Genomic DNA, 25,220 nt, shown 5'->3' with positions numbered 1-25,220 from the left:
TAAGCATGCATAGTTTAAATGTTTATACCAGGTTAATCCGCTACAATAAATGGATGTTAACCTTAATCATATTCTTTTTCTATATGATGAGCGCTTATGGGCAGGTGCTAAAACTGGAAAAACCGGTCGCCTACCATCCCAAGCCTTTTACCCATCCTGGCCTGTTGCATTCAGCTAATGATCTCCAGCGGATGAAAGATATGGTTGCCTTGGGCAGAGAACCATGGAAGAGTGCATTTGAGAAATTCAGATCGCATCCATGGTCAAGTGCTTCCCGGGAACCTCATGCGGTTCAGCATGTAGAGCGCAGCTTGTTAATTGGTGCTGGCAAAAATATTGGAAACCTGGAGAAAGATGTTTGTGCTGCTTATCAAAATGCAGTGATGTGGTCTGTTACAGGCGATGAAGCTCATGCCAAAACTGCTATAAAAATTATCAATGCCTGGGCAGAAACCTTCAAGGTGTTTGATGGAACAGATGTGGAGTTAGGAGCTGGACTGAATGTTTTTAAGATGGTCAGTGCTGCAGAGATCATGCGTGCTACCTATCCAAAATGGAAACAGGAAGACATCGAAAAATGCAAAATGATGTTCAGGGATGTGTTTTATCCTCCGATTCAATATTTTGCGCTTTGGGCCCACGGCAACTGGGATCTTGCCTGTATGAAAGGCATGATGGCTATTGCCGTTTTTAATGATGACCATGAAATGTTCGATCGCGCGGTTGATTTTTACTACAAGGGGCCTGGAAACGGTAGCCTTTTGCATTATATCGTAAATGAAGAGGGTCAGGGGCAGGAGAGTGGACGTGATCAGCCACACAGTATGCTTGGGATCGGCCACTTGGCAGAAATGTGCGAGATTGGATGGAACCAGGGGATGGATATGTACAGTTTTGCACAGAACAGGTTGCTCAAAGGCTTTGAGTATACAGCCCGTTATAATCTTGGTGAAGATGTACCCTTTCAGCCTTATACCGATATTAGTGGCAGATTTCCTGCCGATAAAATATCGACTAATGGAAGAGGAAAGCTGCGTTCGATCTTTGAACAGGTATACAACCATTATGCTTTTCGAATAAAGGGCATACCAGCAGATCAGTACCGTTATACTAAACAGGCAGCAGATAAACTTAGACCGGAAGGTGCAGGATTCAATGCCGATAATGCAGGTTTCGGAACACTTTTCTTTTCCCTGCCGCAGCCTTAATAATCTAAGTTAATTTGTATGAACAGAATAATTTTTATCTGCTTTGCTTTTTTATTACTGTGCCAAAACATTTTTGCTTCCGAATGGCAATGGTCTGTTCCCGTGCAAAGGATATTTTCAATAACCAACTGATCGGTCAATCAACCCAATTCCAGTAATGATAAAAAAGATCTCTATTGGGGATATAGCTACTGCCCTGAATATTTCAAAGTCAACGATTTCCTTCATTATCAATGGCAAGGCCAAGGAGAAACGCATCAGCCTGGCTTTAACCGAAAAAGTACTGCAGTACATTGATGTAAATGGGTATAAACCAAGCCGCCTTGCCCAGAGCCTGAGTACCGGTAAAACAATGATCATTGGCCTGATGGTAGAAAAGATTTCGGATTATTTTTTTGCCCAGATGGCCTATCATATTGAGGAAATTGCCTATCAGAATGGATATAAAATTTTCTACTGTAGTACCGATAATGATCCGGATAAGACCAGGGAACTTATCCAGCTTTTCAGAGACCGCAATGTAGATGGTTATATCATAACCCCTCCGCCCGGGATGGAAAAAGAAATACAGTCTCTTATGGATGAGGGGTCTCCGGTTGTATTGTTCGATAGGTATTATCCGGATATCGAATCAAGCTATGTGATCCTTGATAATTTCAAAGCCAGCTATAATGCTTCGAAATACCTCGCTGAGCATGCTTTTGCCCATATTGCATTTATTACACTGGATAGCGACCAGAGCCAGATGGAAGATAGGAAGCAGGGTTATGTTAAAGCAATGGCTGAGTACGGGCTGGAAGTTATTGTAGAAAAAGTACCCTATGGAAATGATCCTGCCCAAACGGTTAAGCAATTTGTTAGGTTTCTCAGGCAGAACAAAAGAGTCGACGCTGTTTATTTCGCTACCAATTACCTGGCTTTTAGTGGCGTGAAAGCCATCAATCAGCTTGGATATAAGATACCAGGCACTATGGGCATTATCGCATTTGATGACCATCAGGTTTTTGATTTTTATGAACCTACCATAACAGCGGTTGCTCAGCCTATATCTGAACTCGCACGGCAATCGATCAGGGTACTGCTCAGTTTACTCAACAAACCTTTTGAAGAGAGGGCCGTCCAAAAAGTGATTGTTCCGGCTAATTTCATTATCAGGGATTCAACTGTCAGGCCGTTATAAAATGTGATGAAAATCATCTGGTAAACAATGGGTATAGAAAGCAGCGTGGCGTGTCTTATCATGACCAGGTACTATTTAAGCCCTGATTTCATCATACAACCATTTTATGAGGAGTTTATTTAATATTAAAGCATGTTTAATTGCTATAGGTTTAATCCTATCGGGTACACAATCTTTAACTGCACAAACCAAGCAGATTTTAAAAGCATACCCTGCACCTCCATCCGTTCAGCAGAATACCGATTTTACCGTTAAGGTACGGCAGCCAGGTCAACCATGGCAGGATCTCCCTGAATATACCGTAATGGTTGATCGTGTAAAGGGATTGGACCATTCAGTAGAAAAAGCATCTATGGCCTATTTTGACTTTTCAGGAGAAGTAGAGGTTTCTGTAAGATTCAATAAAGGCGCAATCAGTACCTCGCGGATACGTCCGCTTTCCTATAATATTCCGCATACAGTATCGGGCAGGACAATTACCTTTAAACTGGAAAAACCAGCAAATCTTTCAGTTGAGGTGAACGGTGATCTTTTTCACAATCTTCACCTCTTTGCAAATGCTGTAGAGGCTTTCATTCCAGACAGTACCGATAAAAACGTTGTTTTTTTTGGACCAGGTTTACATGAAATCCCCGGAGGGAATTTAAGGGTGTTATCTGGTAAAACAGTGTATGTTGCCGGTGGCGCTGTACTTAAGGGGCGGATTCTGATCGATAAAGTTGAAAATGTTAAGGTTCTCGGAAGGGGAATGATCGATCATTCCATTAAAGGAGCCATAAGGATTGCGAATTCCAAAAATGTTGAAATAGGAGGACTATTTGGTACACAGTGTTTTACAGGAGGGTCGGAGAATGTAACCATACGCAACTTTAAATGCATGAGTTACTACAAATGGGGCGACGGTATGAATGTCATTTCAAGCAACAATGTGCTCATCGATGGTGTTTTCAACCGTAATTCTGACGACTGCACTACCGTGTACGGTACCCGTTTGGGATTTATAGGAGGTTGTAAAAATGTTGTCATGCGTAATTCTACCCTTTGGGCCGATGTTGCCCATCCCATTCTGGTCGGAACCCATGGAAATACACCCAGACCCGAAGTGCTGGAAGACCTGAGCTATATCAATATCGACATCCTTGACCATAAAGAGCAACAGGTGGATTACCAGGGCTGTATGAGCCTCAACGCTGGTGACAGCAATCTTATCCGCAATGTCCGTTTCGAAAATATCAGGGTTGAGGATTTCAGAGAAGGCCAGTTAGTGAATATCAGGGTGTTCTTCAATGCAAAGTATTGCACTTCTCCCGGCCGGGGTATTGAGCATGTTTTATTTAAAAATTTAAGCTACAATGGTACAAGGGCAAAACCATCAATCATTTTAGGCTATGACGAACTGAGAAAGGTTAGCAACATTGTATTTGAAGACCTGAGGATAAACGGGGTATTGGTTTCTGACGATATGCCAGACAAACCGGCCTGGTTTAAGACTTCCGATATGGCCGATATGTTTGTCGGCGATCATGTTGAGGGCGTGGTTTTTCGTAGGACAGGAAAGTAGTTGGTACGGGTAATCACCTTTCGGCAATATCTTAATATGTATTTACATGAACATTTTATTATGGACATCTTTCAATAAACTTATGAATCTGACCTGTCGCCCTGGATTTACTTAGCATTTTGAGATAAAAAACGGCTCTGAACAAAATCAGCTGATTCCCTAAATCGATTTAAGTGTGGTATTACGCAAGCGGAGCATGTTTTTCATTGCAATGGATTCAGTTTTCAGCTTATGTTATGTCGGTTTTGTACAAAATAAAGTCTATTTAGTATAACGCTTAGAAAGCGGCTTTATATAACTTTGTTATGATACCGACAGATGACCTAGAGATTGGAACAATTGCATCTTCCTTGATTCAGTAATGTGGGTAACGGTATAAAATATAACCAGTATAAACCGGACATAAAAGAGCAGCATGTTATAAAACGCTGAATTTTTTGTCATAGGTAAGCTAATGAACTTTCATTTAGTTTAACATAAATGATGAGGCAATACCAAACCAGGAATGGAAAAAAATCAATATGGAATTCGGAGTCTCCTTTCTGAGCAATGGGGGAGCGAAATAGAGCTAACTGATAAACATTTCAACTTTAGCAACACTTTTATAAAAATAAAAAACAAATGAAAAGTCTTTTTTTAGCACTGAGCCTTATTTTCAGTTCAGTTGGGTATGCCCAACAAATTTTATCGCCCAATAAAAAAATTAAAGTAGTTGTGGAAATGCAACAAGCTGGTCAGGGAGGTTTTGGCCAGGTACATTTTAAAGTACTTTATAAAAAAGGAAGTGCCTATATTGAAGTGCTGCCCAGTTCACCGCTGGGCATTTCAAGGGAAGATCAGCAGTTCGTATCGAATCTCAGGCTTATTGGAGAAGGTAAGGCCGTTGCTGTTCATGACAAATATGAAATGCTGACTGGAAAGCGAAAGCGCTGCGAGAATTTTGGTACTGAAAAAACATTCAATTATAAGAATCCGTCCGATCAGCCCTTGGATATCACTTTTAAAGTTTATAACGACGGGGTTGCGTTCAGGTATAGCTTTCCCAATAGCAAGGACTCCAGTTTATCTATTATAGATGAAACTACAGCCTATGTAGTTTCTGCAGGCAGCGAAAGATGGATGCAACCATATAACCAAGCCTATGAGGATTTTTTTCCTTTTTCTACCACTGGTACCAACGAAAAAAACAATAGCGACTGGGGATATCCGGCATTATATAAAGTTAACAGTCAGCCATTATGGGTGTTAATTTCTGAGGCAGGCATCAGCAAAGAAAATTGCGCAGCCCGGCTTAACAATAAAGAAAACAAAAACGTATACAAGGTAACTTACCCATCGGCCAAAAAGAAGCTGCGGGGTGGAGCTATTTCCAGTTTTCCCTGGAAATCGCAGTGGCATGTGATGATCGTTGGGGAGTTGGCCGATCTGGTGCAGAGTACATTGATTACCGACGTGAGTGAGCCCACCGCCTTTAAAGACACCAAATGGATCGAACCTGGAAGTGCAGCCTGGGTATATTGGGCATATAATCACGGATCAAAAGACTATAAAAAAGTGATTGAATACATCGACCTTGCCGTAAAAATGCGCTGGCCATACGTACTGATCGACTGGGAATGGGACGTAATGTCAAATGGAGGAAAGCTGGAAGATGTCTTGGGCTACGCAAAGAGCAAGGGCATCAAGACGCTTTTATGGTACAACTCCGGTACGGATTGGCTTGACCCGACTCCGGTAGACAGACTGTTGACAAAAGAAAAAAGAGAAAGGGAATTTTCATGGTTGAGAAGCCTTGGGGTTTCAGGTATCAAGGTCGATTTTTTTGCAGGAGACCAGCAGGATATGATGAAATATTACATAGATATTCTTGAAGATGCCGCTAAATACCATTTACTGGTTAACTTTCATGGCGCTACCGTACCCCGAGGCTGGGCCCGTACTTACCCGAACTTAATGACTACCGAAGCAGTTTACGGGGCAGAATGGTATAATAATAACTCAATCTTAACGGACAAGGCTGCTGCGCATAATACCACGCTTCCATTTACCCGTAATATAATCGGTTCTATGGACTATACGCCGGTAACGTTTTCAGATTCGCAGCATGCGCATAAAACATCCTTTGCGCACGAATTGGCATTGGCAGTGGTGTTTGAGTCTGGTTTACAGCATTTTGCAGATAGGCCCTCTGCATATTATAATCTATCAGAAGGCTCCCAGAATTTTCTAAAAGGCTTTCCTACAACCTGGGATGAAACCAAACTGATCCAGGGCTATCCTGGTGAAATGATCGTTATTGCACGAAGAAAAGGAAAGCTCTGGTATGTAGCCGGACTTAACGGAAAAGATACACCGCAAACACTCGATCTAAATTTGAAATTTTTGGGCAATTCAGATTATGCTCTCCAGTTATTTAAAGATGGAGCAGATACGAAATCTATTACCAGCGAAACCAAAAGCATCAAAAAATCGGGTACACTGCAAATCCAATGCCTGCCTAGAGGCGGCTTTGCAGGAGTAGTCAGCAGCTTGTAATGCCCAAACTGGATCTTTGATATGGAACGCAAAGTTAGGGCTGTCATCTGTCCATTCCTGAATAAATTCAGGAACAGTAAGGCTATCCCATACCGTATGCATTGGAGCTGTAATAAACACGGTTTTTTGTAGTATATCCATAGATACAAAAGTACAATATTTGTATTTTATGCAACAGGTATGGGATTCTCATTTGTTTAACGCCGAAGTTGAAGAAGAATTCTGCCTGAAGTGCCCATGTTAATCACTATGATCATAAGAGGACAAAAAATCAATGGAACGAGATTTAGAACAGAGCGCCTAGCAATGTTTCAATAATTAAGCAATCATTCCTGAAGCAGTCTCTCAATTTCCTCCAACATCACAGCGAGATCAAAAGGCTTGGAAATATAACTATCTGCTCCACAGCTTTCAGCGATATTTTTGCCATCAGTACTTGCAGAGTACATCAATACAGGTGTGGAAGAGACCTTAGGGTTATCTCTTAACGACCTCAGGATCTGATCTCCTGAGATCATGGGCATCCAGATATCCAGAAGAACAATATCGGGAGATTCCCGCTCGATGCTTCTAAGTGCATTCACGCTGTTTGGCTCAAGCACCACCTGGTAGCCATCTTCTTCCAGCAACAGTTCAAGCATTTCCAATATGCCCTGATCATCGTCACAAACCAAAATCTTTTTATCTTTCATACTTAAATAGGGCTAGTTAATACATTGGTAAAGTAAAGCTGAACGTAGATCCGGTATTTTTTTGGCTTTCGGCCCATATTGTACCACCGTGGTTGGTAATGATCTGCTGGCATAGATAAAGCCCAATTCCCATTCCAGGATAATGTTTTTGCACTTCACCGACGCGATAGAAACGATCAAAAACCTTATTCAGCTCATCCTCGCTAATGCCCATTCCCTTGTCTTCCACAGATACCTTAATGAAATCGCTGATGGAAGAAACCCGGACTTCGATTTTGGTGTTATCAGCAGAGTATTTGATCGCATTGCTCAATAAGTTGGAAACAACCTGGATTAGATGGGATTCATCCCCATTGAAATTTCTGCCGATTTTTCCCGTAAGGGATATCTTTCTAGATGGCGTTGCGGCCCTGATGCTTTCGATAGTTTCAGCCACCATTTTATCAAAGTCAAATTCTTCCCGGTGCAGGGTGATATTGCCGGTCTGTATTCTGGATACATCTAAAAGTTCGGACAACAACTGGTTAAGGCGCTGAATGTATTTTCCGGTTTTCTCTACAACTCCTTTAAACTTGTCACTCGCATTTTCCGGCATCATCCTGTTCATAAGCTGCATATAACCCACGATCGTAGTTAATGGTGTTTTAAGCTCGTGGCTTGCAATAGAAAGAAAGTCGTCCTTACGCTGCTGTAAGGCCCGCTGATCGGTAATATCTTCTATAGCGAGCAATATCCAGTCCTTATATCTGCCTTCGAGCTCAATACGGTGGGCATTGAGCAGCATCAGTTTTTTGCCGATATGAGGGAAATCGTGTTCTACTTCATAATCCAATACCGGATTGTTCGTAGGAAGGATTTCTTCCATCATTTTTTTTAACTCCGGGATATTCCATTGGCCATTACCAAGATCGTAAAGCAATTTACCCTTTGTTTCATTTATAGAAACCTTAAAAGTATTGAGAAAATGATTGTTGGCGCTTAAAACCTTATAATCCTTGTCCATTACAACAAGGCTCTCCCGAATGGTTTCCACAATACTGCTCAAGTATTCCTGGCTCTCCTTGTACATTCTGGTTCTTTCTTCAACTTTGCGTTCGGTCTCCTCCTGCACAAGTTCGAGCTCCTGCTGTGTCCTTCGCCTTGAAGATACGTCGTTCTGTATCCCAATAAAATGCGTGATCTGACCATTTTCGCCCTTTACCGGGGAAATATACAGTTCATTATAAAACAACTTCCCCTTTTTGGTATAGTTTCTAATCTCGACCCTGCAGCTCTCTCCGGAGGCGAGTGCCGTCGAAATTGCTTTACGTTCAGGCTGGTTACGGTCCTTACCCTGCAGGAACCTGCAGTTATGTCCAATAATTTCACTCCTTGTATACCCTGAAATTTCTTCGAAGGCAGGGTTGCAGTAGATTATCGGATTATCTGGCAGCAGATTATCGGTGATAACAATTCCGGTAACAGATGCATCTAAAACCTTATAAAGTACGTCAAGATCCAATGGCGTATTTATTTTTTTCGTATTGATATGATTTTCCTTACCCAAATTGATAAAATTTATTTTTTATAAACGATACATGCCCCAATTTGGTTTTTAAAGATTTAAAGTTTTTGGTCGCTAAAAAAAGATAGATTTTATAATAATGATTTTTTTTAATCTGTGGATAAAGTGATGCTATCATATTACTCAAAAAAACCTTAAAGCAGACAAAGGCCTTGAAAGCAATCAGTTTTTCTGTGTCCGAAGGCGCTGTTTTTGAGCTCCTAACTCTCAATGTCTTGTTTTGAAATTCGGGTCAGATATAGATAAATAAGCTGTGAAAAATGCTCCCACTAATGTTAGCTTAGCGATACTGATGCGCTTTCTCAATTATACTTCTGTATTTTTTGTGCATTTCAATGGCTATACTTACTGAACTGCCAACTGTTTTTAAGGGGTAATCTTTCCTTTGGTTTACCCAGCTCCATTCCCAGGCACTTACCTCCCTGTTAAACTGTTTGATATCGATTTCTTTTTGATCGTCGATGGCCTTTGATGCATATTTGAAAAAAAGCGCCCATCGCGGTTTGTAAAAGTCATTGAACAAACCACTCCATTGTCTGCAGGCATATTCGTTTAACGGACTTTTTTCATCACCCCATAGCGTAATCAAATCTTTTGCGTTCATTTCGTAAAGTGCTTTTTCAGCTGGATTGTTTCCCCATGTTCTTGCCTGCTCAACCCACGGACCAAGCATAAAATCTTTTCGGGTAGCTAATAGCTTGTCCATATCGTCAATAAGCTGAAGAAATTTTTGGCTTTCTGCTTTAAAGGTAACCATATCCTTTTTTTTGTAGGCGGTTACAAAATTTCGCTGTAGGGGCAAGGCATAATTTGCCATGGCCTGTCGGGTTACATCCACGATGTCGTACTGAAAACCATCACTGTTACCACAGGTAGGCGCGGCTTTTATGAGTTCATCCCAAGCTGGTAACAGATCTCGCTCCTGATAATTTAATGTCGTTTTTGCCCAACGGGTCAGTGAATCAAGTGTGGGGCGTGCCTGAATAATAGATTCTGCGCCATCTCTGATGTATTTATCTTGCGGCACATTATATACTGTTTTTCTTAAAATTTCCCATGCTTTTTGCGCATTGGGATTGTTTTTTCCGTATCTGTTAAAAACAAAATTAGGTAGCCATGTTTTTAGATCTATCGGTTTCGATTGCCAAACATTGGCCATCATCAACTCGTATAATACCGGGTTTTGTTCAATACCTTCCATTGTGAGGCCAATACCTTTCATCTTACCACTTTGCAAATCGTTTAAGGCTTGTGCAGGTGCGGTGGCAATTACGTCCATCCGGCCAAAAAGATTGGTATTTCCGCCAAAATTATGCAGCATATTCCAGATCCAGGGTTTTCCATAAAAACCCGAAGTGCGTTTCCATACCGGTTCTATTTCTGTGGCCAGGTCTAACAGTATCATCTTGTCGTTGGGTACGGCTTTTAAAAGGGCTTCTGTTTGGGGCTCTTTCCAGAATTTTCTATCACTATAAAATAGCCAGCCCTGCATTACCCAGATAGCCTTAGGATCTGCCTGCGACATCCCGTCATAAATCCTTGCACTCAGTTTACCTAAAAAATCAGGTTCTGATGATGGTGGTTCATTTTCGTTAAAGGTATCGGCAGAGTAAAGGTGATCGGTTCCCAGCAACGCGGTCTGTTTCTGTAAAAATTTTTTCCCGATAGCTGCGAACATAGGATCTTCCGAATCGAGGATATAAGTGTCTGCGAAACCATTGGTCCAGTTGGTAGCCTTAAGTTTCGCATTTGGAAATTTCTTTTTAAATGCAGCTGGTACATGCCCTGTAAATGCAGGCAGAACCGGTTTCATGCCAAGGGAACGTTGTCTGGTCAAAATTTTTTTTTGCAGTTCGAAGTGACTTTTCATCCAGTCTACTGGCAGCGGACCGCCCCAACCGTCTATATTTCCCATCCAGAACCACGAAAAATAAGCTGGTCCGGTAAAGAAATCCTTTAGATCGTTATCACTAAAGCCCATTTCTTTATACAAAAGATACCAGGTATATTCTTCTCCGGTAATAGCTAAAGGCATATTAATGCCATGAAGTGCCATCCAGTCTATTTCTTTTTCCCACCTGGCCCAGTCCCACCAGCTCATGCTATAATTAAAAGTGCAGTAGTTAAGGTAATAGCGGTACTCGTAAGGTGTAGATTTCCTTACCTTATTTTTAACAATCGGTAGGTTCTTGGGCAATTTAAGGTTCACGCCGTTCCAGGTAATCTGGCAATGGGCATATTCTGTTAAATAATAATAAAAAGCCGAAGCAATAGCTACACCGCTGTTCCCCCTTAAAATGATGGTGTTTTTTTTGCTTTCAATTTCAAAGACATCCATGCCGTTTTCAGAAACGATGCTTTGGATTAAAAAAAACTGATGCTGTTTGGGTAGAACCCTTTTGATCAGTTCAGCTGATGAAGAAAGATAAGTTTGTGCCCTTGTTTTAGCAGATGCCATTACCAAAAATGCCGCAAGAAAGTATATTTTATATTTCATCTGTTTGTTTTTATTTTGAGGGATAACCATGGCTTTTGTTATCCCGGTATTAAAAAATTATTAGCGGTTCAATATACAGATAATAAATAATGGGGCAGGTATAGTCTGGCGCCATAAAATATATTTTAACCATTATCTGGTTTAGTAATTGTTGTGCCGTTTTTTTGTTTACTGGAATATTCGCTATCGTTACAAAGGCAATTAATATTGGAGAGAAGTCCATAGTTGCTTTTTCTCTTGTGATGATTTTATTTAAGATTATTTCTTTAGATAGAAGATAGCTAAAGAAACTTTTGAGCAGGTTAAATCACATTTTTGTCCACTATATAATGTAAATATAGCTTCGCTAAATGGAAAACAGCGTGACGTATAATAGCTAAAATACGATACACATTAGATTTATACCCGACCTATACGCTAATATGGATAAGACAATTGTGTTTAAAATAAAATGGATGTTATCACTTTAATGCTTTTTTGGTGCATAAAGGCACTTTCTACACCACTTAAACAAACTGGGTATAAATTTAAACAATTGTGCTATCCTTAAAATTGTAGTTGTCTTAGCTTCGAATACTCAATACAGGTAAAACTATTACCTTTCCGTTCGAACATGATGCTGAAGTAAGTACGCCAATACTTATACTACGAGCGCTTAACGCTGATCTTAAATCTCAGTGTGATGCCAAAGGCAGATTGTTCAATTATCAGGAAAGCTAGAATTGGTTTTTAAAGTAAGGGGCTAACCAAATAAATATGAACCAAACTGAACAAACGCTCATGAAAGCACCTGGTTAAATCCAAATCGATCTCACACCGATACAGATTGAATTCGTTCAATAGTATCGAATATTAATCCTAACCAAAATAAACCAAATTTTATGACTAAAAACTACTACTACTTCAAAGAGGGGTTACTCCGCTCTACGCTATCTAAAACAATTGAAAAATCTGTTTTGGTGATCCTAATTAACTAGGACTGGCATACAATTATCCAAATCTATTTCTCTTTAAATGATTTTAAATAATGGAAAAAATAACCAATATGGGTAATGATGCGCGCTCCAGATATCGGGGAGTAAAGCAGTTATTACTCGTGATGTATTTAACACTGATTATCTCCGCGCTGTTGATTGATACCGCTGCCGCACAACAAAGGCGAAAAATAACCGGGACGGTAGTTGATGAACAAAAGCAGCTATTAATAGGAGTTACTATTACTGTAAAAGGTACTAATTCTAAAGTGCAAACTGGCACAAATGGAGAATTTGCTATAGAGGTGCCTGCTGATCGGCAGACGCTTACCGTTGCATATATAGGAATGAAGACTCAGGATGTGAGTATTGCCGGCAAAAATACGGTAAACATAACCATGAAATCCAACTCAGATCAATTGGGCGATGTAGTAATTGTAGGGTATGGCGTTCAAAAGAAACAGAGTGTTGTTGGCGCAATTACACAAACCACAAGTGAAGTACTGGAACGAACAGGTGGTGTATCTAGTTTAGGTGCAGCATTAACTGGAAATTTGCCAGGGGTAATCACTACCGCCAGCACTGGAATGCCAGGGGATGAAGATCCTCAGATTCTTATTCGGGGCCGCAGTACCTGGAACAATGCCAGTCCGCTTATTTTAGTAGATGGAGTTGAACGATCGATAAATAACATCGATATCAGCTCTGTGGCCTCAGTATCTGTACTTAAAGATGCTTCAGCCACTGCGGTATTTGGGGTAAAAGGAGCAAACGGCGTAATCTTGATTACCACCAAAAGGGGGCGTGAAGGGAAGGCAGAAATCAGAGCAGCTGCGAATACAGTTGTTAAATCTGCATCTAAATTGCCTGGTAAGCTCGATTCGTATGATATGTTCCAGGTGCGTAACCGAACAATCGAATACGAATTAGCACTAGCTCCGGGCGCCTGGAGTTCATATCTTCCTGAAGCTGTGATGCAAAAATACCGCTCGCCAGCCAATCTCGAAGAAGCTGAGCGTTATCCAAACGTAGACTGGGTAAATACCTTGTTTAGAGACAATGCAATGTCTTACAATGCCAATCTTAACGTAAGTGGTGGAACATCGTTTGTGAAGTATTTTTCTTCTGTAGATTACCTTGATGAAGGAGATTTGTTCAGACGGTTTGGTAACGATCGCGGTTATAGCGGTGGCTACAGTTTCAAAAGATTGAACGTAAGAAGTAATCTTGATTTTCAATTAACACCATCAACGGTATTCAGAACAAATATCTCAGGCTCAAGAGGTACATCAGAGCGCCCATGGATTGATGTTAACCCTTACAACACCTGGACAGCTGCTTATTCGGCAGCACCAAATCTCTATCTTCCTGTTTATTCGGATGGCACATGGGGGTACTACAAGCCCAATGAACAGCAGAGTTTAAACTCTGTTAGGATTTTGTCTACCAGTGGTCTTCAAACGACCACAACTTCCCGCATCACCACAGACTTTACCTTAGATCAAAGCTTAAATTCTCTTGTTAAAGGATTAAGCTTAAAAGGAACACTTTCTATCGATAATACATTTATCGAAGCTGGTCGTGGAATTGATGACCGGAATAACGGAACACTAAGTAAATATATCGACCCTGAAACAGGAATAGTAAGTTATTCGCAAACCAAGGATGCCGCAACAGAGCTGGAATGGAGGGAAAGTGTAAGATGGGCAAGCCGGGCAGGTGACGTTAACGATGGTGCAACCTACCGCAGAATGTTTTCTCAAATGCAGATCAATTACGCCAAAACCATTGCTCAAAAGCATAATTTAACGGCTATGGGGCTTTGGAGCAGAGATAACACAGCTACTGGAAGTATCATTCCTTCTTATCGTGAAGACTGGGTTTTCCGTACTACATATAATTATGCAGGGAAGTACAGTTTCGAATATAACGGAGCTTACAATGGTTCTGAGCGATTTGCACCAGCCTATCGTTTTGATTTCTTTTCTTCAGGAGGACTTGGATGGATGATCTCTGAAGAAAAATTCATGAAACCGATCAAATTCATCAATTCATTGAAATTACGCGGATCGTATGGCGAAATCGGTGATGATGGTGGTTCTCCTAGGTTTGCCTTCTTAACGAACTGGGCATTTGGAGGCACTACGCCACTGGGTATTACTGGTGAAGCTGCAGAGAATAGTCCTTACAACTGGTATAGGGAAACTTCGGTAGGTAATCCAAACGTACGTTGGGAAAAGGTTGTAAAGAAGAATATTGCGCTTGATTTTGGATTTTTTGGAAACATGATCTCTGGAAGTGTAGATTTCTTCCAGGACAATAGGAGCGATATCCTTACCAACACTCGTGCTGTTCCAAGTTACTATGGTGCCACACCACCTACGTTTAACGTTGGGAAAGTGCAGTCCAGAGGTTATGAAATTGATATCCGGTTTAACAAAAAAATCACCAGCAATTTTACTGCGTGGGCCAATATCAATTATACTCATGCCAAGAACAAAGTTATCTATGCTGATGTTGCCGGATTGTTACCGTTATATGCTAAGCCTCTTGATAAACAGATTGGACAGGCTTATTCTTATGTGAGCGCTGGTTATTACAATACTTGGGATCAGCTTTATGGAAGTACCATGCACAATGCCAACGACCAATTGAAAATCCCAGGAAACTATCATCTGGTAGATTACAATGCTGATGGGATAATTGATGCGAATGATAATATTCCTTATGGTTATTCTGGTGCTCCTGAAAACACCTACAATGCAACTATAGGTTTTGAATGGAAAGGATTTAGTGCATTTGCTCAGTTTTACGGTGTGAACAATGTTACCCGCCAGGTAGTGCTCGGATCTTTTTCAGGAAAGAATACAGTTGCCTATGATGAAGGAAGTTATTGGTCAAAAGACAATACAAACCCTGATGGTCCGATGCCTCGTTGGGAAACAACGCCAGCGGGTTTTTACACAGGAGACAGGTACTTCTATGATGCATCTTACCTGCGCTTAAAAAATGCGGAGATTGCTTACACTTTTAGGCAAGATTGGGTTAAAAAAGCAGGAATCTCAAGTATACGTATATTCCTAAATGGAAACAATTTATACGTGTGGACTAAGATGCCGGATGACCGTGAAGCAAATTATCAAAGCGCTGGCGGACAAGGATGGGCCTCACAGGGTGCTTATCCTACTGTAAAGCGGTATAATCTAGGCGCTAATTTCATCTTCTAAACATGATCATTATGAAAAAATATATAACACGCCTATTATTAATAGGAATGATTTGGGCGGGAACCGGCATGGTATCTTGTAAAAAATATTTAGACAGAGATCCTGAAGCAACTGTGTCGGCAGAATCTGCTTTCAAAGACTTTCGTAGTTTTCAGGGCTTTACCGAGGAGCTATATAATTGTATTCCAGATTTTACCAACAGGTATTGGACCAACAGTTTCAACTGGGGTGAAGACGAAATCCAGTCTACAGTTCAAAACTTCCATTTGGTTAACAAAATAGATAATGGCGATTTTTGGGGCTGGCAGAGAGAGTTTGATGGATGGGGAGCTGGATTTTTAGACAATGCCAACGCGAATACAAATAACGATCGTTTTACTAAGGGCCTCTATCCACTGGCTTGGTATGGCATTCGTAAAGCGAATTTAGGCCTCGATAACCTAAACCTAATGGTAAACGCGACTGAAGAAGAACGTAACCTGATCAGAGGTCAACTATTATTTTTTAGAGGTTGGTTCCATTTCCAGCTCATGCAATATTTTGGGGGGCTACCATACATTGATAAGGTATTGCCAGCCGATGAAGAATTGAGATTACCAAGGCTTAAGTATCAGGAATGCGCAGCAAAGGCAGCACTAGATTTAAGAGCCGCCGCTGATCTTTTGCCAATCAATTGGGACAATACAACAGCCGGGATCCAAACCCTGGGTAAAAATCAGTTGCGCATCAATAAAATCATGGCGCTAGGTTATTTAGGTAAAAACTATCTGTGGGCCGCTAGTCCATTAATGAACCTGGAATCTACCGGAAGCAAAACCTACAATGTAGAGCTGAGTAAAAAAGCGGCTGCTGCATTTGCCGAGCTATTGAAACTGACAGAAAGTGGGGCTACTTCTTATAAGTTATTGCCTTTTGCACAATACAGCACCAATTTTTACACAACCGGTCAAAATTTCTTGATCCCGGGAGGTACTGAAGCCATATTTAGAGGGCCGTACTGGGGAGCACATGGTTCAACCTATGGTACTGCAAAACAATATACACCCGCAATTGTAGGTGCCGATGCACTGGTATTTGCGCCTACCGCAAATTACGTTAATTATTATGGGATGAAAAATGGTTTGCCCATTTCGAATTCTGCCCAGGCTGATCCTAGTGGCTCAGGATATGATCCGCAATTTCCTTGGCGCGATCGCGATCCAAGGTTTTATAATGATATTATATATGATGGAGTTAAAGTGGTACAGGGAACTTTAGCCGCGAACATGGAGCCACACCGATATGCAAATCTGTTCACCAACGGAAGTTATAGAGATGAACGTTCTGGTAGCCGTACAGGGTATATGATGTTCAAATTTGTGCCCAGAACTGCCAATAACTTTGATCAGGGCTGGAATTATGGACAGAACCTGAATATTAAGGTTTCATATATGCGTTTGGCCGACGTCTACCTGATGTACGCAGAATCGGTTGCAACAGGGTACGACTCCCCAAGTGCAACTGCAGAGGGATTTAGCAAAACTGCCGTAGATGCGATCAACGTAATCCGAGATCGTGCTGGTGTTGGACGTGTTGCCCCACAGTTTTTAGTATCTGCAACAGAGTTTATGAAAGAAGTAAGACGCGAACGCGCTGTTGAACTTGCCTTTGAAGGACATCGGTTTAATGATCTTCGCCGCTGGCATTTGCTCGCCGAAGTGCCTTATACCTTAAAAACAGCCGCAGAATTTGATCGCGCTGCCCCTTTAAGCCCTACGGTAGATACCAAATTAAACAAGGTTGTAAACTATCGCGAGCGATTAATATTGCAACGTCCGTTTAGTGAAAAGCATTATTGGTTGCCACTTAAACGAGCAGATGTAAACATGTATAAGGAGTTTGCGCAAAACCCTGGATGGTAAGGTAGTTCATGATCACAAATAATTAAAGACAAGAATGATGAAATTTTTAAGAAATGCATTGGCGCTGTGTGTCTTTTTTACACTGTTTGTCGGTGTAATCAAAGGTCAGGACGCCGTTAAGATACCTATAAAAGCTGTTGTTCGGGATATCAATGGAAATCCGATAAAAGGGGCATCCATAACGATTGAAGGAAACGAGGTGCTCACCATAGCAAACCAGGCAGGTGAATTCTCTTTATCAGTAGAGGAGAATAGCGCATTTACGGTAAATGCTAAAGGTTATAAAACCTTGCTGGTAACCGCATTAGCTAACCTAAAGCAGGTTACCTTAACTAAAGAGGATCGATTAATAAATGTGGGTTTTAAAAATGCCACCGAAAGTAATCTTCCTGCTGGCGTTTCAAGCGTTAACCTGGCACAACTCTTTGAGAAAAACTTTATAACCTATGGATTGGACGGGCTAGAGGCTTTTGCTCCGGGCTTTAATGGCAACAACCTTTGGGGCATGAACACCTCGTTAATATTGGTTGATGGAGTTCCGAGGGATGTGAACAGTGTTACACCAAATGAAATTGAGGAGATCACTTTTCTCAAGAGTGCTTCGGCCGTTGCTCTATATGGCAGCCGCGGTGCAAAAGGAGTAATCCTGATCACCACAAAAAGGGGTACGCCAACCAAGCAAAAAATAAACGTTCGTTCCAATATCGGATTAAATACGCCAAAAAGATTCGCTCAATATCTGGGCTCTTCCGAGTACATGACTTTGTATAATGAGGCTTTATCTAATGATGGTTTGGCAGCGGCTTATACTCCGGAAACTATTTATAATCACTCTGGTGTTAACCCTTATCGTTATCCAAGTGTAGATTATTACGCTTCAGAATACCTCAAAAATAGTTTTTCGCGCTATGATGGCGTGGCAGAAATTTCAGGAGGGAATGATCGTGCCCGCTATTACACCAATGTTGGGTTTGTATCTACAGGTTCGTTGCTTAATTTCGGCGAAGCAAAAGAAAATAATACATCAGAACGCTTTAACATCCGCGGAAATGTTGATATGCAGCTAACCAAAGCATTAAAAGCCAGGGTAGATGCAAGCGCTGTGTTTTCTAGCAGTGGCGGAGTAAATACAAACTACTGGGCTAACGCTGCAACCCTGCGCCCTCATTTATTTACACCCTTAATCCCAATCAATTTATTGGAACAGAGCGATGAGGTGAGCAGGGCGATGATTAAAAACGCTACAATTATTGATGGACAATACATCCTTGGTGGTACGCAATTAGATCAAACAAATCCCTTTGCGGCCATTTATGCAGGTGGTAACAATAAATTTGTACAACGCCAGTTTCAGTTTACCACTGGTATCGATGCTGATTTGAAAGGAATTTTGAATGGACTTACCTTTAGTACCACTATGGGGGTTGATTACCTGAACAGCTACAATCAGGGTTATAGAAACGGATATGCAACTTACCAGCCTAATTGGACAACCTACGCTGGTACAACGATGATTGGAAGCTTAACGCGCTGGGGAGAAGATACTAAAACCGGAGTTCAGAACATTGCAGATAGTTATTATAGACAGACTATTTCGTTATCTGGTCAATTTAACTACAATACTACAATTCGTAATAATCATCATATCTCAGCAGTATTGCTGGCTGCGGCATATCGTCAATCGCAATCTGAAATCTACCAGCCCACAACAAACTCTAATTTAGGATTGCAGTTAAATTATGATTTCAGCCGTAAGTATTTTGCCGAAATTACCGGAGCTGTGGTACGCTCGCCAAAAATGCCACCAGGAAACAGGATTGCACTTTCTCCTGCAGCTTCTATTGGATGGCACCTTAGCGAAGAGCCATTTTTGAAAAAAGTTTCGTTCATTAACGACCTAACGCTAACCGCATCAGCAGGTATTTTAAATACCGATCTTGATTTTGATGAGTATTATGCCTATGAGAGCATTTATACAGGCACAGGGGGTAACTGGTATGGTTGGAATGATGGTACAGGTACACAGTCTACAGATTCGCGCCGTGGATCCAACATGGATTTAACTTTCGCTAAAAGGAAAGAAATCAGTATCGGGATAAAAGGCGGAATGTTCAAAAATCAGTTTAATTTCGGAGCAAATGTTTTTAGAAATAACATCACCGGGATTATCGGTCAGATTAATGTTCTTTATCCAAACTATTTCACTACCGGATTTCCGAGTTCTTCTTTTGTTCCCTACAGCAATTATAATAATGATCAGCGTACCGGGTTGGATTTTTACTTAAATTTTAACAAACGTATTGGCGCTATTGACTGGACTTTTGGAGCGTCAGGAACATATTATACAACCAAAGCAACTAAACGCGCCGATCTGTTAACTTACGAAAACAGCTATCAATACCGTGCTGGCAAGCCACTCGATGCTATCTGGGGATTAAAAAGCAATGGTTTTTACATGGATGCCAGTGAAGTGGCTGCGGCCGATGGAGTTAATAGCGCAAAACCAGCATTTGGATCAGCATTAGCTCCTGGCGATATTAAATATATTGATCAGAACGGTGACAAAATCATTGACGATAAGGATCAGGTATATCTTGGTCGCGGTGGATGGTTCGGTGCTCCGTTTACAGCAGGATTGAACGTAACTGCCAAATGGAAAAATCTTACCCTATTTGTGTTGGGTACGGGCCGCTTCGGTGGAAGTGCCATGAAAAGCGATAACTATTTTTGGGTTAACGGAAGCGATAAGTATTCGGCAGTGGTGCGCGACAGATGGACACCTCAAACAAAAAATACGGCAACCTTTCCGCGGCTTACCACTTTAAATGGTGATAATAATTTCAGAGCGTCTGATTTCTGGTTGTACAGCACAGACCGGTTTGATTTATCTAAAGTTCAAATCTCCTACACAGTTTCCGATAAATTGTTCAAAAGTAAAGTATTGAAAGAACTGGGGCTCTATGTGGCAGGATTTAATCTTTTAACAATAGCGAAGGAAAGAGAAATACTTGAGCTGAATTTAGGGGGTGCCCCACAAACAAGGTTATATAACCTGGGCGTAAAGGCAATGTTTTAATTGAATATTAGATTAGAAAAGATGAACAGAATATTAATACGATTTATAGTTGTCGTTGTGATGCTCTCGGGCTGTAAAAAGTTTACTGACCCCGCTCCACAAAATAATGGAGATTTTGAGAACATCTATACCGAACCCGCACTTGCCCATGGGTTATTGCTAAATGGTTACACAAGGCTTCCATCAAATGGCTGGTCTTTTAATGATGTAGCTACCGATGATGCAGTAAGTAATGATATCAATAATAATTTTAGGAAAATTGCCACCGGACAATGGTCGGCTGCATTTAATCCATTAGATCAATGGACCAATGCAAGAGCAGGTATACAGTATATCAACTTATTTTTGGCAGAGACAGATAAGGTGCTTTGGGATTCTAAAGACCCGGTGTTGAGCAGGATGTTTAATGATAGGCAAAAGGGTGAAGCATATGCTTTGAGAGCCTACCTTATGTCGTATATGCTACAGGCGCATGCCGGAAAAGTAGGGGGTAATTTATATGGTTTCCCTATTGTGCTAGAACCTGAAACACCGGCTTCTAACTTTAACCAGCCAAGGGCCACATTTGATGCCTGTATTAAACAGATTTATGGTGATTTGGATAAGGCAGAACAATTGCTTCCTTTAGATTATGCCGATATCAATAGCACCAGTCAGATCCCGACAAAATATGCCGGAGTTAATATAGAGACTTATAACCGGGTTTTTGGTAAGTTTTTTAATCAGCGCATGACGGGTCGTATTTCTAAAGCCATTCGTGCCCGCGTAGCACTAATGGGCGCAAGTCCGGCTTTCAGTACAGGTAATTCTACCACATGGGCCGATGCCGCCACCTACGCAGCACAGGTACTTACACTTAATAACTGGTTGGCCAACTTAGATCCTAATGGTGTTACCTGGTATGATAACAAAGCAGAAATTGATGCATTGGCTTCTGGCGCTAGTCCCAGAGAAGTGCTTTGGCGTACAAATGTTGGATCAAATAGCGATTTAGAAGCTGCTAACTATCCACCAACCTTGTCTGGACAGGGCCGCATAAACCCAACTCAAAATCTGGTTAATGCTTTTCCGATGCAAAACGGTTATCCAATTGCCAACACGCCACAGAGCGGATATAATCCTGCTGCTCCATTTACGGGTAGAGATCCGCGTTTAGCAAAATTTATAGTGTACAACGGAAATACGATCGGGCCAACAAACAAAGTAATCAATACCACAACGGATGTGGCAACGAATGATGACGGATTGAATAGAAAAGAAGTTTCTACAAGAACTGGTTACTACATGAAAAAATTGTTAAGGCAGGATGTTAGTCGTACACCAACCGTAAATAATCAGAAACACTATAGGCCACATATCCGCTATACGGAAATGTTTCTGATCTATGCAGAGGCAGCAAATGAGGCATGGGGGCCTACAGCAAATGGTGGCAATCCCTATTCTGCTTATGATATCATTAAAGCTATTCGTGCCAGGGCCGGTGTAGGAACTACAAACGGTGATGCTTACCTCGAGTCGGTTAAAGGAGATAAAGATGCCATGAGAACATTGATTAGGAATGAGCGTAGGTTAGAATTGGCATTTGAAGGATTCCGCTTCTGGGATCTTCGTAGATGGAATGCAGCATTAACCGAGCCGGTGAAAGGGGTGAGTATCTCGCAAGGCACCTATCAGGAAATCAATGTAGAAGCAAGAAGCTATCAGGAATATATGAGATTTGGACCAATTCCTTACAGCGAAACGCTAAAATACAATGCTTTGCAACAAAATACGGGATGGTAATATTCATTCATTATAACAAATAACATCATGAAAAATAAAGTATATATTTTACTTGCGCTGGTCTTAACACTTGGCGCTTGCAAAAACGAAGAATGGGCATTTCCAGATAATGATACCCAAACCGTTTATTTTGCCTATCAGGGACCGATTCGGACCATCACCATGGGCGAAGATATTTTTGATACTTCACTTGATAACCAACATAGATTTCAGATTATGGGTACAGTTGGTGGAGTTTACTCAAATAATGAAGATATTACCATTGGTATTAGTGTGGATAATGCGCTAACGCAGGGATTATCTTTTCCATCGCCCTACAGCGGTATTGTAAGGCCCATGCCGACTAATTATTATACACTTGCGGCTAACAAAATTGTTATCCCGAAAGGAAGTTTGATAGGTGGAATAGATGTACAGCTAACCGATGCTTTTTTCGCAGACCCATTGGCTATCAATACCACTTATGTGATCCCTTTAACGATGACCAGTGTTGATCAGAATAAAAAGATCTTGCCTGAAAAAAAATACACCTTGTATGCCGTAAAGTATATCAATACATGGCAGGGTTTTTACCTCCGAAGAGGAAAGGATGTGATTGCCGGCAAAGGTGGTAACACCGCACTCAATCAAACTGTAGTTCGCCATATGAAATATGTGGAGAATGATGAAATCAACAAGTTAAACACGCGTTCGTTAACCCAGGCCGAGTTTCCTGTCACATTTAAAGTAACAGGCGGAACCAGCATCAGCCGAACCTTATTGTTAACTTTTGACAACACGGGCAACTGTACAATTGCAGCTGCTGATGCCAGCTTTACGGCGAGTGGCACTGGAAAATTTGTTAAAAGGGGCGAGAAAAACAGCTGGGGTAGCCAGGATCGAGATGCCCTTTATCTGAACTATCAGATCGATCTGAATGATAGAACGGTGAATAGCGTAGATACCCTGGTAATGCGCGACCGTGGTGTGAAAGCCGAAACATTTACGCCGGTCAAATAACTAATATTTAATCAAAAAATTGAGAAAATGAAACGATTATACAAAATAGCATTTGGTCTGGCGGGGGCAATACTGCTTGCTTCCTGCCACAAATACGAGGCACTCGATTTTCAGGTGGCTAAACCTACAAGCTTCGCGGCCCAGGAGCAGATCGATGCTTATCAGCCATTAAAAACCTATATTGATAGAACAGCAAATCCTAAATTTAAATTTGGTGCCGGAGCCAGTCTGCAACCTTATCTCTCCAAAGGCGTAATTTACAGGCTCATTAACAGCAATTTTGATGAAATTACACTAGGTTATGAGATGAAACACGGTGCCGTTGTACAGGCTGACGGAAGTTTGGCCTTAACCAATGTGAAAAACTTGTTGGAGACAGCATCTAAAGCCGGCATCACCGTGTTTGGGCATACCTTGGCCTGGCATGCCAATCAAAATGCAACATATTTAAAAGGACTGATTGCCCCGGTGGTTACGCCTTCAAGCAGTGGCCCTACCTGGGACCTGGTCATCGGAGCCGATTTTGAAACCGATAACGCCTCAGTTTATCAATCCAATACCAATGCCATTGCTTCATTTACTGCAGCTGGCGAAGGCTTTAACGGTACAGGACGGGCTTTGAAAATTAGTAACTCGGCAGTGCGGGCCAACGATTATGATGCGCAATTATTTCTTAAGTTTCCAGCGGTAGCAGTAGGAGAGAAATATGAGCTTAAAATGAATGTGCGTTCTGATGTAGCTGCATCTTATCCTACGCAGGCCCATACTACACCTGGTGCGTACAAATTTTATGATTTTTTTGGTGCAATTTCTTCAACACCAACCTGGACAACCTATACGAAAGAAATTACAGTTACTACAGACATTGCAACAAGCGGTGCTTTGGCTTTTAATCTGGGTAAAACAGCAACTAATTTTTATTTCGATAATATCACGCTTAAAAAATACAACCCGCTTGGCGGCACTACAATTGTAGAAAAAACTGCCGAGCAGAAAAAAACCATTTTAACTACTGCATTAGATACCTGGATTAAAGGTATCGTTACCGCTTCAAAAGATTATGTTAAAGCTTGGGATGTGGTAAACGAGCCAATGGATGATGCAAAACCAGCGGAGCTTAAAACTGCTGCGGGTAGAACGTCCATTGCTGCTGATGAATTCTTTTGGCAAGATTACCTGGGGAAAGATTATGCGCTAAAGGCGTTTCAATTGGCCAGGCAGTATGGTAATGCGACTGATATCCATTTTATTAATGATTATAACCTCGAATATAGCATCGATAAATGCAAAGGATTAATTGAATACGTAAAGTATTTGGAAGGTAAAGGCGCAAAAATAGATGGTATTGGTACCCAAATGCACATTGTAGCTACTTCTGATAAAGCCAAGATTGAAGAAATGTTCAAATTATTGGCCGCAACTGGTAAGCTGATCAAAATATCAGAATTGGATATGGGTTTTACAGGAAATATAAAAACTGCACAGGCAACACCTGAGCAATATGCAGCTCAAGCTGAGATGTACAAATATGTAATTAAGAAATACTTTGAGCTTATTCCGGCAGCTCAGCGATATGGAATTACTGTATGGGCGCCTCAGGATAGTCCAGCTACCTCAAGTTGGAGGGCAGGCGAGCCAATTGGCTTGTGGACAGAAGGTTTTGTGCGAAAACCAGCCTATGTTGGCACAGCCGAAGGCTTAAAGAATAAATAAATTTACTACGCGCTTAAAGCCAGGAACAACGTTAACCGTTTTCCTGGCTTTTTTTATTGGAAATTACCAATGAAGTTGACTAAGGCCTAATTGCAGTTTATGCTACCTCTTCCATCCGCATAATTTACCATTTCGTTTTCCTGTCCGCTATTTACCAGTTAGATTATAACAAATTTAATATAGTTATGCAACCGATTGTTTTTTTCGAAAGTAAATGATATATTCGGGTAGAAATTACTCAGGTATGGGGCTTTACATGAGCATGATTTTTTTAAAAAGAAATAACCAGATATTGATGCTTTAAAAGATGT

The 25,220-nt window shown here is 41.2% G+C and carries 13 protein-coding genes; 10 read left to right on the top strand and 3 right to left on the bottom strand.

Going from position 1 to position 25,220, the window contains the following annotated elements:
* Nucleotides 1-5: 5 nt before the first annotated feature.
* From EYS08_RS08700 to EYS08_RS08685, 4 genes are all read left to right on the top strand, one after another.
* On the top strand, nt 6-1,208 hold the full coding sequence (locus tag EYS08_RS08700) for an alginate lyase family protein (RefSeq protein WP_131029659.1): 1,203 nt from the start codon (nt 6-8) through the stop codon (nt 1,206-1,208).
* Between the two features lie 157 nt (nt 1,209-1,365).
* The gene (locus EYS08_RS08695; RefSeq protein ID WP_131029658.1) at nt 1,366-2,388 is read left to right on the top strand and encodes a LacI family DNA-binding transcriptional regulator; all 1,023 of its coding nucleotides are present in this window, start codon (nt 1,366-1,368) and stop codon (nt 2,386-2,388) included.
* Nucleotides 2,389-2,494: 106 nt separating this feature from the next.
* Complete coding sequence (locus EYS08_RS08690; RefSeq protein WP_131029657.1) at nt 2,495-3,949, top strand: glycosyl hydrolase family 28 protein; 1,455 nt, start codon at nt 2,495-2,497, stop codon at nt 3,947-3,949.
* A 621-nt stretch (nt 3,950-4,570) separates the two neighbouring features.
* Nucleotides 4,571-6,484 (top strand): glycoside hydrolase family 97 protein, encoded by a 1,914-nt coding sequence (locus EYS08_RS08685; RefSeq protein WP_131029656.1) that lies wholly within the window; start codon nt 4,571-4,573, stop codon nt 6,482-6,484.
* A 326-nt stretch (nt 6,485-6,810) separates the two neighbouring features.
* Here the strand turns inward: EYS08_RS08685 and EYS08_RS08680 are convergent, their stop codons facing one another.
* The 3 genes from EYS08_RS08680 to EYS08_RS08670 form a co-directional block, all read right to left on the bottom strand.
* Nucleotides 6,811-7,176, bottom strand: coding sequence for a response regulator transcription factor (locus EYS08_RS08680; protein ID WP_131029655.1), 366 nt, complete (start codon nt 7,174-7,176; stop codon nt 6,811-6,813).
* Nucleotides 7,177-7,192: 16 nt separating this feature from the next.
* Nucleotides 7,193-8,722: a sensor histidine kinase gene (locus tag EYS08_RS08675; protein ID WP_244215904.1), complete on the bottom strand. Its 1,530-nt coding sequence runs from the start codon at nt 8,720-8,722 to the stop codon at nt 7,193-7,195.
* A gap of 298 nt (nt 8,723-9,020) precedes the next feature.
* Nucleotides 9,021-11,237: an alpha-N-acetylglucosaminidase gene (locus tag EYS08_RS08670; RefSeq protein WP_131029654.1), complete on the bottom strand. Its 2,217-nt coding sequence runs from the start codon at nt 11,235-11,237 to the stop codon at nt 9,021-9,023.
* A 1,027-nt stretch (nt 11,238-12,264) separates the two neighbouring features.
* Between EYS08_RS08670 and EYS08_RS08665 the strand changes: the two genes are divergently transcribed.
* From EYS08_RS08665 to EYS08_RS08640, 6 genes are read left to right on the top strand one after another with little or no spacing between them, the layout of a single operon-like run.
* Nucleotides 12,265-15,438 (top strand): SusC/RagA family TonB-linked outer membrane protein, encoded by a 3,174-nt coding sequence (locus tag EYS08_RS08665; protein WP_244215903.1) that lies wholly within the window; start codon nt 12,265-12,267, stop codon nt 15,436-15,438.
* 11 nt (nt 15,439-15,449) lie between these two features.
* Nucleotides 15,450-17,339, top strand: a complete 1,890-nt coding sequence (locus tag EYS08_RS08660; protein WP_131029653.1) for a RagB/SusD family nutrient uptake outer membrane protein — start codon at nt 15,450-15,452, stop codon at nt 17,337-17,339.
* A 34-nt stretch (nt 17,340-17,373) separates the two neighbouring features.
* A complete protein-coding gene (locus tag EYS08_RS08655; protein ID WP_208745824.1) occupies nt 17,374-20,415 on the top strand; it encodes a SusC/RagA family TonB-linked outer membrane protein in 3,042 nt (1,013 codons plus the stop codon).
* A 21-nt stretch (nt 20,416-20,436) separates the two neighbouring features.
* Nucleotides 20,437-22,197: a RagB/SusD family nutrient uptake outer membrane protein gene (locus EYS08_RS08650; protein ID WP_131029652.1), complete on the top strand. Its 1,761-nt coding sequence runs from the start codon at nt 20,437-20,439 to the stop codon at nt 22,195-22,197.
* Between the two features lie 27 nt (nt 22,198-22,224).
* A complete protein-coding gene (locus EYS08_RS08645; protein WP_131029651.1) occupies nt 22,225-23,196 on the top strand; it encodes a DUF5627 domain-containing protein in 972 nt (323 codons plus the stop codon).
* 27 nt (nt 23,197-23,223) lie between these two features.
* Complete coding sequence (locus EYS08_RS08640) at nt 23,224-24,909, top strand: endo-1,4-beta-xylanase (RefSeq protein ID WP_131029650.1); 1,686 nt, start codon at nt 23,224-23,226, stop codon at nt 24,907-24,909.
* Nucleotides 24,910-25,220 lie beyond the last annotated feature (311 nt).

Origin of the sequence: Pedobacter kyonggii, from assembly GCF_004310665.1 — a bacterium.
Taxonomy (GTDB): domain Bacteria; phylum Bacteroidota; class Bacteroidia; order Sphingobacteriales; family Sphingobacteriaceae; genus Pedobacter; species Pedobacter kyonggii.
The sequence above is the reverse complement of the archived record's forward strand: the minus strand, read 5'-3'. Positions and strand labels throughout refer to the sequence as shown.

Bases quoted from the DNA above. Each gene is read 5' to 3' on its own strand.
- EYS08_RS08700 (WP_131029659.1), top strand. From the start codon at position 6: ATGCATAGTTTAAATGTTTATACCAGGTTAATCCGCTACAATAAATGG.
- EYS08_RS08695 (WP_131029658.1), top strand. From the start codon at position 1,366: ATGATAAAAAAGATCTCTATTGGGGATATAGCTACTGCCCTGAATATT.
- EYS08_RS08690 (WP_131029657.1), top strand. From the start codon at position 2,495: ATGAGGAGTTTATTTAATATTAAAGCATGTTTAATTGCTATAGGTTTA.
- EYS08_RS08685 (WP_131029656.1), top strand. From the start codon at position 4,571: ATGAAAAGTCTTTTTTTAGCACTGAGCCTTATTTTCAGTTCAGTTGGG.
- EYS08_RS08680 (WP_131029655.1), bottom strand. From the start codon at position 7,176: ATGAAAGATAAAAAGATTTTGGTTTGTGACGATGATCAGGGCATATTG.
- EYS08_RS08670 (WP_131029654.1), bottom strand. From the start codon at position 11,237: ATGAAATATAAAATATACTTTCTTGCGGCATTTTTGGTAATGGCATCT.
- EYS08_RS08665 (WP_244215903.1), top strand. From the start codon at position 12,265: ATGGAAAAAATAACCAATATGGGTAATGATGCGCGCTCCAGATATCGG.
- EYS08_RS08660 (WP_131029653.1), top strand. From the start codon at position 15,450: ATGAAAAAATATATAACACGCCTATTATTAATAGGAATGATTTGGGCG.
- EYS08_RS08655 (WP_208745824.1), top strand. From the start codon at position 17,374: ATGATGAAATTTTTAAGAAATGCATTGGCGCTGTGTGTCTTTTTTACA.
- EYS08_RS08650 (WP_131029652.1), top strand. From the start codon at position 20,437: ATGAACAGAATATTAATACGATTTATAGTTGTCGTTGTGATGCTCTCG.
- EYS08_RS08645 (WP_131029651.1), top strand. From the start codon at position 22,225: ATGAAAAATAAAGTATATATTTTACTTGCGCTGGTCTTAACACTTGGC.
- EYS08_RS08640 (WP_131029650.1), top strand. From the start codon at position 23,224: ATGAAACGATTATACAAAATAGCATTTGGTCTGGCGGGGGCAATACTG.